This is a genomic window from Mesonia oceanica, assembly GCF_902499555.1.
GTDB classification, from domain to species: Bacteria; Bacteroidota; Bacteroidia; order Flavobacteriales; family Flavobacteriaceae; genus Mesonia; species Mesonia oceanica.
Window position 1 is genome coordinate 302,848 of record NZ_CABVMM010000003.1, and the last position, 12,849, is coordinate 315,696.

Annotated in this window: 11 protein-coding genes; 10 read left to right on the forward strand and 1 reads right to left on the reverse strand. The window is 34.1% G+C overall.

Features of this window, described 5'->3' with window-relative positions:
• Positions 1 to 33: 33 nt before the first annotated feature.
• The gene (locus FVB9532_RS05095; RefSeq protein ID WP_150544126.1) at positions 34 to 546 is read right to left on the reverse strand and encodes an O-acetyl-ADP-ribose deacetylase; all 513 of its coding nucleotides are present in this window, start codon (positions 544 to 546) and stop codon (positions 34 to 36) included.
• 82 nt (positions 547 to 628) lie between these two features.
• On the opposite strand from FVB9532_RS05095, the gene FVB9532_RS05100 reads away from it, so the two are divergent.
• The 10 genes from FVB9532_RS05100 to paaE all read left to right on the forward strand — a co-directional run bounded on the left by FVB9532_RS05100 (position 629) and on the right by paaE (position 12,735).
• Entirely contained in the window at positions 629 to 1,576 is a 948-nt protein-coding gene (locus FVB9532_RS05100; protein ID WP_150544127.1) for a GSCFA domain-containing protein, read from the forward strand.
• Positions 1,577 to 1,674: 98 nt separating this feature from the next.
• The gene (locus tag FVB9532_RS05105) at positions 1,675 to 2,178 is read left to right on the forward strand and encodes a DUF6252 domain-containing protein (protein ID WP_150544128.1); all 504 of its coding nucleotides are present in this window, start codon (positions 1,675 to 1,677) and stop codon (positions 2,176 to 2,178) included.
• Positions 2,179 to 2,376: 198 nt separating this feature from the next.
• Positions 2,377 to 3,480: a hypothetical protein gene (locus tag FVB9532_RS05110; protein WP_150544129.1), complete on the forward strand. Its 1,104-nt coding sequence runs from the start codon at positions 2,377 to 2,379 to the stop codon at positions 3,478 to 3,480.
• Positions 3,481 to 3,806: 326 nt separating this feature from the next.
• A complete protein-coding gene (locus tag FVB9532_RS05115; protein ID WP_150544130.1) occupies positions 3,807 to 5,903 on the forward strand; it encodes a tetratricopeptide repeat-containing sensor histidine kinase in 2,097 nt (698 codons plus the stop codon).
• Between the two features lie 73 nt (positions 5,904 to 5,976).
• Positions 5,977 to 6,447: a hypothetical protein gene (locus tag FVB9532_RS05120; RefSeq protein WP_150544131.1), complete on the forward strand. Its 471-nt coding sequence runs from the start codon at positions 5,977 to 5,979 to the stop codon at positions 6,445 to 6,447.
• A 154-nt stretch (positions 6,448 to 6,601) separates the two neighbouring features.
• Entirely contained in the window at positions 6,602 to 9,430 is a 2,829-nt protein-coding gene (locus tag FVB9532_RS05125; RefSeq protein ID WP_150544132.1) for a CHAT domain-containing protein, read from the forward strand.
• Between the two features lie 6 nt (positions 9,431 to 9,436).
• Complete coding sequence (locus FVB9532_RS05130; RefSeq protein WP_150544133.1) at positions 9,437 to 10,087, forward strand: response regulator; 651 nt, start codon at positions 9,437 to 9,439, stop codon at positions 10,085 to 10,087.
• A gap of 84 nt (positions 10,088 to 10,171) precedes the next feature.
• Positions 10,172 to 10,786 (forward strand): DUF4230 domain-containing protein, encoded by a 615-nt coding sequence (locus tag FVB9532_RS05135; RefSeq protein WP_150544134.1) that lies wholly within the window; start codon positions 10,172 to 10,174, stop codon positions 10,784 to 10,786.
• A 230-nt stretch (positions 10,787 to 11,016) separates the two neighbouring features.
• Positions 11,017 to 11,589, forward strand: coding sequence for a TetR/AcrR family transcriptional regulator (locus FVB9532_RS05140; RefSeq protein WP_150544135.1), 573 nt, complete (start codon positions 11,017 to 11,019; stop codon positions 11,587 to 11,589).
• Between the two features lie 72 nt (positions 11,590 to 11,661).
• The gene (gene paaE, locus FVB9532_RS05145) at positions 11,662 to 12,735 is read left to right on the forward strand and encodes a 1,2-phenylacetyl-CoA epoxidase subunit PaaE (protein ID WP_150544136.1); all 1,074 of its coding nucleotides are present in this window, start codon (positions 11,662 to 11,664) and stop codon (positions 12,733 to 12,735) included.
• The last annotated feature ends 114 nt before the right edge of the window (positions 12,736 to 12,849 follow it).

Genomic DNA, 12,849 nt, shown 5'->3' on the forward strand with positions numbered 1-12,849 from the left:
TTCACTTTAAATAGATGAATTGTTGACAATTTCTTAACAGAATATATCTTTGTCCTGATAGATGTTAAAATTCTCTTCGTCAAAACAAACGAAAATTACCTTTTCAATAATGGAAGAAGAGAAATTTTGAATAGTTTCTATCGCAATTTTAGCGGCTTCCTTTTTGGGGTATCCATATATTCCCGTACTGATGTTAGGAAATGCAATGGTTTTTAATTGGTGCTTTTCTGCTAATAAAAGGGAGTTGCTATAGCAGTTTTCTAATAATTTAGCTTCATTTTTGTGACCACCATTCCATACCGGACCTACCGTGTGAATTACTTTTTTTGCCGCCAAATTCCCGGCTCTAGTGATTACAGCTTCTCCAGTTTTGCATTTTCCTTGTTTGTTTCTAATAGCTCTGCAATCATCTAAAATTTGAGAACCACCTGCTCTATGAATAGCGCCGTCAACACCTCCGCCACCGAGTAATGAAGAATTAGCAGCATTTACAATAACATCTACTTCTAGTTTTGTAATATCTCCTTTAATAACCTCAATTTCCATTTAATATCAGTTTTTCTTTTATTTTTGAAAAGTTAGTTAGCAATAAAAATATTCTATTTTAAAACAATAATAAAATTACCCATTGAAACTCCAAACGCAACTTAATATTCCTCAAGAACAACCTAAAATAGACTATTCGTCTAGCGTACTGTTGTTAGGTTCTTGTTTTTCAGAAAATATGGGAGAGAAATTTGCGTATTATCAGTTTCAGCAATTGCAAAATCCGTTAGGGATTTTGTTTCATCCGTTTGCGATAGAAAAGTTTTTACAGCGCGTGGTTCAGCAAGAAGAATTTACGGGGAAAGCTATTTTTCAATATCAGGAAATTTATAGCTGTTTTGAAGCGCATTCTAGAATGAATGCCTTGTCGGAAGATGAAATTTTAAAAAACTTGAATTCGGCCCTAGAAGAAACTTTTCTGTTTCTAAAAAAAGCTTCGCACGTGATGATCACATTAGGCACTTCCTGGATTTATAAACATGTGGATCAAAATGAATATGTGGCAAATTGCCATAAGATTCCACAGAAAAATTTCACAAAAGAACTTTCTTCCGTAGCAGAACTAGAAAAAAGTATTCAAACAAGTGTTGAATATATTCGGCAATTAAACCCTGATTGTCAATTTGTGTTTACGGTTTCTCCAATTCGGCACGCTAAAGATGGTTTGGTAGAAAGTACAAGAAGTAAATCACATTTAATTACTGCAATACATCAAGTTTTAGAAGGCGAAAATGGGTTGAAATATTTTCCTTCCTACGAATTAATGATGGATGAATTGCGCGATTATCGATTTTATGCTTCAGATTTACTGCATCCAAATCAAATAGCAGTCAATTACATTTGGGAGCGTTTTCAAGAAACTTGGTTGGCAGAAGAAACTCTTCCGGTAATGAAGCAAGTCGAACAGATTAGGCAAGGACTGTCTCATCGACCCTTTAATCCCAATTCTACAGCTCATCAAAAATTTCAACAAAAACTTCAGCAGCAAATAGTGCAGCTTCAGCAGCAATTTCCTTTTATGGAGTTTTAAAAATACGTCAATTGCCTTATTGATAGCGCTTTTCATCTATTGCATTTTTGTTCTATAAAAAATAACCGTCTTCAAATAGAAGCGTAAAACAAAATAGGATGAAAAAATTAGTGTATTTATTTTTAGGATTATCGTTAGTCTTCGTAAGCTGTAGTAAAGACGACGATGGAGGGGATGGCGGTAGTGCTGCTGAAGGACAATTAAAAGCAACAGTAGATGGCAATTCATTTAGTTCCATGGAAATAGCTACTACCGCAGTAGAGCAAACTGCTGGTGGAATGACTACTATATTGATTCAAGGTTCTAATGTGGATGGTAAGGGAATTTCAATTACAATTTCTGGTTTTGATGGTGTAGGAACTTACGATTTAGGAGGAGGTGCCAATATTTATTCTACTGCAATTTATACAGAAGCAAATATCAATGACCCGATGAATTCTAAAACTTGGGTAGCTCCTTATGATGAAACTGTAGCCGGGAAAGTTAAAATTAGTGAGAAAACCGATGCAAAGATAAAAGGCACTTTTTCTTTTAAAGCGAAAGATGAAGAAAACGGTACGTTTAAAGAAATTAGCAGTGGTTCGTTTAATGTTTCTTTTTAACCTGACTGCAGTTTCCATAATAGGAGTTTTCAAATATGCATAAACAGCTATAGGTTTGGGTTTTTATGAAGCGCCGGAAAAATAGAATATTTATTTTCCGGCTTTTTTATAGCTCATTATCAAAAAAATACGGCAATTGCCGTATTGATTCAACCCGTTAAATAGATCACTTTTGGAGTGTACTTAAAAATCTAACACATGAAAAAACATATAATTTTTAGTTTAGCGGGCTTCTTTATAGCGTTTAATTTATTTGCACAATCGCTAGGGGAATTTAAGCCCAAAGATAAGGTGCATGGGAAACTGGTCTCTAAAGAAATTTATATAGCTAACTTTTCAATAAACTATCAAGTTTATAACCAAAAAGAGGCACAAAAGGGAGGAAGTTTTACAGGAAGAATGTTAACAGGAAAAACAAAAGCCAAGCTATCGGTAGGTTTAAATAATATTAGTGCAGAAGACTTACAACAATTAACCAATGAGCTTTATCAAGATTTTATTCGCGATCTAGAAAGTAAGGGATACACCATCCTAAAAGGTGATGCGGCGGCGAATACTAATTATTATGAAGGTTACGAGCGTTTTACTAATATGGAGATGAGTCTGTCTGAAGCTCCAGGGTTGGTAACCGTTTATCCTCAAAACCGCGTATTTTTTGTAAAAGGCTTTACTAAAGCTGGTCAAAAAAAGCAGGGAGGTTTTTTTGGCGCAGTTTCAAGACTTCAGGGTAGTAATAATATGGATAGGTTTCAGCAAGTACAAACCTATAGCAAACTTTCTTCAGAACTTAATGATGCCAATATCGTAGATGTAGATTTGTATGTCTTGTTTTTAAACGACGAAAAAGCTTACCAAGGTCGGGGTGCAAAAATTACTGTAAGTACCAATTTGCACCTTCCGGCAATCGAGAATTACTCTTTTACCGAAAAAACTACCGGTGCGATGAGTCTTTTGAAGAATACAAAGCAAAAGGTAGTCTCTTGCGTGAATGCTATCGATTTTGTTCAAGGGAAATATAAAATAGGAGGTTCACCTTTAGCGCAATATTCTGGTACTTTAAAAAAAGATTTAAATATCGATGGGGTTATTGGGAAAGAAAAAATACAAAGTTTTGCTAAGGCAGATGTAGATTATGTAGGACTTGAAACAATTTATGGGAGAGCCTATCGAGCCGATAATGAAACAATTGAGAATTCGGCTTTTATTGATGTCGATAAATCCAAATATTTAGCTGGAACAAAAAAGGCATTGGGTAAATTTTTAAGTTTCCATACCCAAGAATTTGCAGAAAAGACTAAATAAAAATTGTGGGATGAGAAAGGAATGGTGGGTTTTTATAACCTGCTGTTCTTTTCTCTAATTTTATACAAATGGGTTGGTGTATTTTATTTTTTACTATTTTTATTGGGTTGGTGTTTATTTCAACTTTTTTTCATTTCAAACGTATCTCAAACTATGAGCACCAGAAAAATATAAAATTGATACAAAAGAGGTTTCGGCTGGCAAGTCAGCAAATTAGAGAAAGAAATCTTTGTTTAGATAGGTATCATTTTTTGAGCTACAATTTAGAGGAAGTTTTAGTGGTTCAAAAAATACAATTAGATAAGTAGTTCTTTAAATAGTTAACGGTGAAGAAAATTATTACTCTCATACTTGTTTTGATTTCTCATTTAGGAGCTGCACAAGAAAATTCTACAAATACTGTTCAGAAACATCCCGATTCACTTATACGTGAATATAAAATAACTGCATGGGATTTACGATTTAACGATAAACTTGCTGCCAATAATGCTTTAAGACAAGGCATGGTTTTAGCGTTAAAGCAAAAAAATGAAGTAGATATTGGCTATTTTTATAGAAAGCTTATCGCGCAAAAAGGAATCTCAGGAGAAATTGATAGTGCAGAATATTATTTTAAAAAAGGCCTTCAATATTATAGTAATCTAACAGATTCTTTAGGAGGGAAGGAGCTAAAAGATCGAGGATTAAAAGCGCATCTTTATAGTGAACTTGCAGAAGCATATAACCGAAATGAACTTCCTGATAAAGCATTTGAATATTATCAAAACTCTAATGAATATTACGATCAAGTAGGGGATACATTAGGTGTGGCTATCGCAAAAGTAAATTTGGGGAATATTTACTATTACAAAAGTGATTATCCAAATACAATTAAACTTTACCTTGAATCGATTAGGATTTTAGATGAATTTAAAACAGACCATTACCATATTAAAGGTCAACTCTATCTTAATTTAAGTAGTATATATAATGAATTAGATCAACATGATAAAAGGCTTAAATACGCTCAGTTAAATTTAAAGGAAGTATTAAAAGATAATGTAAATGATTATAAGGTAGAAGCGTATCAAAACTTAGCAAGAATTTATTATGATAGAGGTGATTTGCAAAAATCAGAACAGAACCTAAAGAAAGCAGATTCAATAATCAACGATGTTGGTTTAGAGTATTTTAAACTGTATTCTTCCATACAAAAAGCAGAAATCTTAATCCATAATAAAGAATATGATAAAGCTTTAAAATTATTAGAGAAGAATAAATTTTTATTAGATAAGTATAGCTATGGCGCTGGAGAGACATTTAATTATAATTTCATTTTAGCTAAAACTTATATTTATCTAAAGGAAGAAAATTTGGCGCTAGAACTTTTGAATTCACTATTGGAAAAGTCTAAAGATTTGGATCTTATTGGAGAGGAAGCATACATTTCAAAATCGCTAGCAGAAATATATGCAAATAAAGGAAGGTATAAGTTAGCTTATAGTTACCAAGAAAAGTATCAAGTGTTGAGTGAAAAAATTTTAGGACTTGATACCCAAGAAAAATTTAAAGAAATAGAAACCAAATACCAAACCGAAAAAAAAGAAGCAGAACTAGCAACTACCCGAGCTAATCTAGCTGAAAAAGAATTAGACTTAGAGCGCAAAAATACCTTTATCTATGGGAGTATCGCCCTTGCTTTTATCATAGGTTTATTGGGGTATTTGCTATACAATCAGCAAAAAATAAAAAACCGACAGTTACAAAAAGAATCAGAATTAAAGTCGGCTTTGGTTAAAATAGAAACTCAAAATAAACTACAAGAACAACGGCTAAGAATTTCTAGAGACTTGCATGATAATATAGGAGCTCAGTTAACTTTTATCATTTCCAGTATCGATAATCTTCATTTTGCTTTTCCGGGTATGGAAGCAAATATCTCTAAAAAGCTTAAAAATATCAGCGAATTTACCCGTAGAACCATTTACGAGTTGCGCGATACGATTTGGGCGATGAATAAAGAAAAAATCACGGTAGAAGATTTGCAGGCCAGAATTTCAAACTTCATTGAAAAAGCCAGAAATGCATCTCCTACAACAGTTTTTAGTTTTCAATTCGATGCAGAAATTAATCAAGAGGATGAGTTCTCTTCTGTAGTAGGGATGAATATCTATCGAATAATTCAGGAAGCTGTTAATAATGCCCTAAAATACGCTGAAGCCAAAGAAATAAAAGTGCATATCGAAAAGATTCAAGATACTTTCAAAATCGAAATTGTAGATAACGGGAAAGGGTTTGTTATAGATAAAGTTGAACTAGGCAACGGAATCAATAATATTAGAAAAAGAGCGAAAGAAATTCACGGAGAAATTCAGCTAACTTCAACTCCATACGAAGGCACAAAAATTATTCTTACAACTCCGGCTTCATCATATTCAGCATAAATACGTCAATTGCCTTATGGTACTGTAATTAAACAAGGTGCATCTTTATCACATTAATCTAAATATATATGTAATGAAGAAATTAGTACTTAGTTTGGTTTTAATATCCTTGTTTTCTTGTTCTGATGACGATGATCAAAGCAATAGTTCAACCTCCGGTTGTAGTTCTGGACAAGTTTGTGATGCCGCAGCAGCATCAGATGAGGTAGCTATCGATATGCCTGCATATACTGTTGGTGTTTATGAAACCGTTTACGATTATGCGAGCGACGACTCTCCTTTTGCCATTGGAACCACAGCAACTTTTGAAATTACAGAAGATGAATCTTTAATTGTGAGTATCGATGGTTTTGATTGTGTTGAAGTAAAAAATCCCTATGCAAAAGATTATTTCGAGCCGGATTCCAATAATTTTTTCTATAAAGATGAATGCTTACACGATTTGGCATTCAATGTTTCTTTCGATACCAGCGATAATTTTAATGAAGTAAATGTACAACCTCTTGTAGGAGAAGGTTTTTACGGACAGTTTAAACTGCAATAATTAGCCAATTTTATTGAATTTAACTTAAAATCATCTACCTAATTGGTAGGTGGTTTTTAGTTTGTTGAAACTTCTAAAAAATATAAGGCAATTGTCGTATTTCTTTCAAGCTGAATTTATTAGAGCTTTGAGGTATAACCAATTAAACTAGATCGTGAGACACTTCATTACCTTCGCTTTTTTTCTTTTCATTTCGGTAGCTTGCAAGGCGCAAGATTATAATGAAACTGTTCAGTCTTTTCAACAATATTATAAAGTAGATGATCTTGCGGGAATGAAGCAAATTGCCCATCAGCTAGTTCAATACTATCCCGATGATTATGCCGGTTATGCCTTTGCTGCTTACACAAGTTTATTAGAAAATAAGCTAAGCGAAGCAGAAATAAACCTGCAATCAGTACAAATTTTAAATCCGGCAGATTTAGGTTCTTACTCCATCGCAGCTTATGCGGCGTTTTTAAATGGCAACCCTCAAGAAGCCGAAAAATTGATGAATTATGCTTTTCAATTAAAAACAAATACCGCTGTGCTTTCAGAAATTTTAGAAGACATTTCTCAGTTAGAACGCTTTCTTCAAAAAGATCTTGCCGCGTTAAAAACAGTAGCGCAAGAAGCCGACAAAAATACAAGTGGAGCCATTAGTGCTATGAAAATATATGCTGATTGTACAGCAGCATGGTGGCAAAAAAAGGAGTGCGCTATTACAGAAACCCTTAATTACCTCAATAGCCAAAAATTTAAAAACGAAGAAATTATAGCGCAAATTCAGTTTAACCGAGCCTCAGCATATTACGATACGCAACAATGGGATCAAGCGCAGAAAGCTTATCAACAATTTTTAGAATTGCCAATCGTAAAAAAGGGTCATTTAGGTTTTGCGGCAGCGCATAGCTTATTGCGATTATCTTACTTCGATGCCGATGGTGAGCTTATCATCGCAAAAGCCAATCAGGGGTTAAACTATATAGAAGGTTTACTCAACACAAGCTTTATACAATGTGAATTGCTTATGCGAAAAATGCACGCGTATGCCGAATTAAATGATTTGGAAAATAAGTTCGCTTCAGCTCAACACCTATTGAGCAAAGCCGAAAAAATAAATTTCACGTTTGCCGCGCTAAAGGCTAAAAATACCATTGGCGCTTATTACATAGAAAGCAGAAAACCTGGTGCTGCAGGCTTGGCCTATAAATACTTATTCGAAGCTTATAACGAGTCTCTAAAATTTAATGAACCTGATTTGCAAAGTGAAATAGCCACAAATTATGCACTGGCATTATGGAAAAGAGGAGAGAAGTCGAGAGCAAAACAAATGGTGGAAAAAGAATATGAATATTCGCTGAAAAATGCGAAGTATTTAGACGCGCAAAACTTAGCCAATAACTTAGCCTTTATGTTCTATATGAATGAGGATTATGGGCAAGCAGCAGAATTATTTGAAAAAGCAATAGCCATTACAGAAAACCATCTCAAAAAACTTCCGCAGCAAGAACAATTATTGGTGATGAACAATCACGCTGGTGCTTACAGTGGTTTGGTAATGTCTTATCGAAATTTAAACGAAACAGAAAAACTCTTTAAAGCGCAAGACTTAAACCGAAGCAGAATTTTAAAAAATAACCTAAACAAAAATATTCCACAAGTTAGTCTATCGCAAGTTCAATCGCTGTTAGCGAACGATGAGGTGATGCTCTATTATTCTAATGGAGAGCCGGGAGAAATGATTGTTTCCGTCATAACTTCAACTTCCGCAGAAATCAGTTATAATTTTCCCATAGACGATTGGTTAACTATCAAACGGAAATTTATCAATATAGTTAACAAGCAACCCAACTCGATCAATAATTACGTAACCAAATTAAACGAAGAGATCGTAGATGGTAAATTGGTGAGTTATAGCGATAAAAAGCAAGGTTTTACAGTTAAAGATTACGATCAATTCATTAGTATTTCAAGAGAATTTTTACAATCACACGACGAGAAGCTTGCCGATTTACAAACCGAATTTTTAAAGCATTGGTATCAGTTCTTAATTCAGCCTGTTGCCAATCAAATTCAAGGAAAGAAAACACTCCTTATAAGTGCCGAAGGAAAGCTAGGTTTTATGCCTTTTGAAGCTTTTATCAATTCTTCAAATCATTATTTAATTGAAGATTTTAATGTAAAGTATATTCCTTCAGCAACTATTTGGGCAAGTTTACAAAACAGAAACTATCCTGCAACCAGAAAAAGTCTTTTGGCGATGGGCGGAGCTACTTACGCTAAGCCCAAAACATCTGGATCAGAAAACAGGAGTATGCCCGATGTGTATCAAATAAAAAATCAGCTTTCTCAAAAAATTTCAGAAAATAAAGTAAATTTAAAAGAAGAATTAAGTCTGTTAGGCTTTGGTGGAGCTAATTATTTGGCAGGAACTTTAAAAGAAGTGCAAAACTTAAAAATGATAGTTCCAGATGCAACGGTTTTGATAAACGATCAAATGAAAGAGTCAGACATCAAACGCTTAAATAAAAATGATGAACTGGCTAAGTATAAATGGTTACATATTGCTACGCACGGTTTTGCGCTAGACAATTTTCCGCAGCTTTCGGGAGTAATGATGATGCAACCACCAGGCGGCGATGGCGAAGAAGATATGTTTTTATTGGCACACGAAATTGCACAATTAAATCTTAAGGCAGATATGGCGGTTTTAAGTGCCTGTGAAACTGCGTTGGGTAAAGTTTATAAAGGCGAAGGCGTTAACGGGTTGAATTCAGCTTTGCTTACTGCGGGAGCAAATAACACCTTATTAAGTTTATGGCCGGTGAACGATGCAGGAACAATGATTTTAATGACCTTGGTGTACAATAATTTAAATCAGGGTCAAATGAGCGTAGAAGATGCCGTAAATACAGCAAAAAGAGAAATGTTGTCGGGTAAATATGGAGCGCAATTTGCAAGTCCGGTAATTTGGGCGCCCTTTGTAATTAATGGAAAGTAGATCACTATGAGTATAAAAATCGCCATCGTCGATGATAACACATTTTTAATTCACGCAATTAAAGAAAAGTTATCTTTTTTTGAAGAGCTGAAGTTTAAGTTTTCAGCAATTAACGGTAGCGATTTGCTTTTAAAGTTAGAAGATAATTTTCATATCGATCTTATTTTAATGGATATTGAAATGCCGGTTTTAAATGGTATTGAAAGCACACAAATCATCAAACAAAAATATCCACATATTAAAATCGTAATGCTTACCGCTTTCGATAATGATGAACATATTTTTAACGCCATCCAAGCCGGAGCAGATGGTTATTTGTTGAAAGAAACCAATCCAAATGAATTGTACAAAGGCATTTTAGAAACCTTTAATGGCGGTGCAGCTATGAATCCTTCCATTGCTTTAAAAACCTTAAAGTTACTTAGAAATCCAACGCATATACAAAATAAAAAAGACCAAGAAGAACTCTCCCTGTCAAAACGGGAGATTGAAGTTTTAGAAAGCTTGAGTAAAGGACATAGCTATACCGTAATCGCAGAGTATTTAGTACTATCGCCAAGTACGGTAAGAAAACATATCGAAAATATCTATAAAAAACTTCACGTACATAGTAAAATTGAAGCCGTTCAAAAAGCAAAAAACCATAACCTTATTTAGTCAAAAGGGGGTAAAACTGTTAATCTAATTTCAAATTAAATAAAGTTGAAGTAGTTTCTCGTAAATTAGGAGCAAAATCTACCTATGAGAAAGTTTTTACTCGGCGTTTTAGTTGCACTTGTTTGTTTTTTGGGTTACCAATACTTCAAAAACCAATTTCAAGAAAAAGAAGATTTGCTACAAGCTTCCAATTTAATTGAAAAGGAAATAAAAAATGTAAGTAAACTGGTCGTTTCTGAAGGGAGTTATGCTAAGGTCTATAATTACGAGAATACCGAAAGTTTTATGTTTAAATTTCTTTCAGCGCGTAAAAAAGCCTTAGTGGTAGTGAATGCCAAGGCCAATGTAAGTTACGATTTGCGCGAGATGAAATACGAAGTAGATGCAGCAAATAAAGTGTTGAAAATTACTCATATCCCAGCACCGGAACTCAACATCAATCCCGATATAAAGTATTACGATGTTACCCAAGATTACTTGAATCAGTTTGAAGCGAAAGACTATAATAAGATTAAAAACAAGATTCAATCAGATTTAGAAAAGCAAATCAAAAATTCAGTATTGATGAAAAATGCTGAAAACAGATTGGTTTCAGAATTGCAAAAGCTTTTTGTACTTACCAATTCGATGGGATGGACGTTGCAATACAATCAGCAAAACCTTAATTCTTCCGAAGAACTTCAAGAGTTGAAATTATAGACTTTTCGTCATTCCGGGCCTGCCCGTCCGGCAGGCGGGCTTGACCAGAAATCTCATTCAGAAATAAAAAGACTTTGATTTCGAGATTTTGGATCAAATTCAGTATAAAGATAATTTAAGTTTAGATTCTTAATTCTAACAGCGAAGCACTCTAGTTTCTAATAATAGAGCTTAATTTCATTTCAATTCCTTTTCACATAAAAACTTTAAAAATATTATCTTGCCATTCTATGAAATTAACCCGACGAAAATTAGAAATTGTTGCTACAGCAGCAAAACTCTTTAGAAAAAAAGGATATAATGCAGTTTCTATGCGGGATTTGGCGCAAGCTTTAGAAATAAAAGCCGCAAGTTTATATAATCATATCAATTCTAAACAAGAAATTTTGGGAATTATCATCTTGGATGTTGCCGAAAATTTCACCCAGCATATGAATTCAGTTTCACCGGAGAATATTAGTTCTATTAAAAAGCTAGAATCGGTGATTGAAAATCATATTCAAATCACCATCGAAAAAACCGATGCCTTAGCTTGTTTAAATAATGACTGGATGCATCTGGAAAAATTAGATCTAGAAAATTATTTGATGATGCGTAACACTTACGAAGCTAAAATGAGAAACATCATCGAGCAAGGCATTCAGCAAAAAGAATTGCAAGAGCGCAATATAGATTTAGTCTTATTCTCTTTACTATCTACTTTAAGAACACTTCATTTATGGTATTCTAAAAATAAAGAAGTCTCTCCGCAGCTTTTATTTGAAGAAATGAAACAGAATTTACTTCACGGAATTATTCGCTAAACTTCTTTAACAGGCATCATTTGGAATTTAAACTAACAATCGTTAGTTTTGTTAGGTATCAAAAATGATGAAATGGCAAAATTTCACGAAATTACCGTAAAAAGCGTTTACAAAGAAACCAACGATTGTACGGTTGTTGAGTTTGATGTTCCTAAAGATTTAGAAGAAGAATTCAAGTTTAATCAAGGGCAACATTTAACTTTAAAAAAAGATTTTAATGGAGAAGACGTAAGGCGTTCGTATTCCTTATGTTCAAGTCCGGTAGATAAAAAATGGCAAGTGGCCGTAAAGAAAATACCGACCGGTAAATTCTCAACTTTTGTAAATGAAGAATTACAGGCAGGAGACCATCTAGAAGTGATGGTTCCTAGTGGTAAATTTGGCGTAAAAGTTTCTTCTGGCGTGGCAAAAAACTATATCGTTTTCGCTGCCGGAAGTGGAATCACACCCATCCTCTCGATGATTAAGACGCATTTGGCGATGGAGCCGGAAAGTAAATTTCAACTTTTCTACCTCAATAAAAATGCAAAATCGATCATCTTTAAAGAAGAATTAGAACAACTGCGAAATAAATATTTCGGGCGTTTTGAGATTTTCTACTTCTTAACTCGTGAGCAACGCGATATCCCTTTGTTTAACGGAAGGTTTGATGAAGAGAAAATTCAACAACTTACCAAAAGCTTGATCGATGTAGAATCGGTAGATGAATGTTTTATCTGCGGTCCAGAACAAATGATTTTCCTCTTACGGGATGAGTTGGAGAAAGCCGGGCTTTCAACAGATAAAATTCATTACGAATTGTTTGTCACCGGAGTTTCAGAAGAAGATAAGAAAAGAGCAGCAAAAGCAATAGAACATCAATTTGAAGGGACTGAGGTGACCATTCTCGATGGAGGAAAAGAATTCCATTTCGGGATGACAGACGATTACGATAATGTACTCGATGCCGCTTTAGGAGCCGGAGCAGATTTACCTTTTGCTTGTAAAGGTGGGGTTTGCAGTACTTGTAAATGTAAAGTACTTGAAGGTAGCGTAGAAATGAAAATTAATTATGCGTTAGAAGATGATGAGGTCGCCAACAACTTTGTCTTAAGTTGTCAGTCGGTACCCACATCAGAAAAGCTGGTGGTCGATTTTGATGTATAATTCTCACACAGGTGGGAATCTCATATAGAAACCTTAAATTAAGTTTAAGTGTTTTATTTTCAGAAGTATAATTATTATCTTTTAAAAAATTTGAAATTGTAGTATCAACCTGAA

What these genes read in the sequence shown, in the direction of transcription:
- FVB9532_RS05095 (WP_150544126.1), bottom strand. Translation starts at nt 546, where the DNA reads ATGGAAATTGAGGTTATTAAAGGAGATATTACAAAACTAGAAGTAGAT.
- FVB9532_RS05105 (WP_150544128.1), top strand. Translation starts at nt 1,675, where the DNA reads ATGAAAAAATTAGTGTATTTATTTTTAGGATTATCGTTAGTCTTCGTA.
- FVB9532_RS05110 (WP_150544129.1), top strand. Translation starts at nt 2,377, where the DNA reads ATGAAAAAACATATAATTTTTAGTTTAGCGGGCTTCTTTATAGCGTTT.
- FVB9532_RS05120 (WP_150544131.1), top strand. Translation starts at nt 5,977, where the DNA reads ATGAAGAAATTAGTACTTAGTTTGGTTTTAATATCCTTGTTTTCTTGT.
- FVB9532_RS05130 (WP_150544133.1), top strand. Translation starts at nt 9,437, where the DNA reads ATGAGTATAAAAATCGCCATCGTCGATGATAACACATTTTTAATTCAC.
- FVB9532_RS05135 (WP_150544134.1), top strand. Translation starts at nt 10,172, where the DNA reads ATGAGAAAGTTTTTACTCGGCGTTTTAGTTGCACTTGTTTGTTTTTTG.
- FVB9532_RS05140 (WP_150544135.1), top strand. Translation starts at nt 11,017, where the DNA reads ATGAAATTAACCCGACGAAAATTAGAAATTGTTGCTACAGCAGCAAAA.
- paaE (WP_150544136.1), top strand. Translation starts at nt 11,662, where the DNA reads ATGGCAAAATTTCACGAAATTACCGTAAAAAGCGTTTACAAAGAAACC.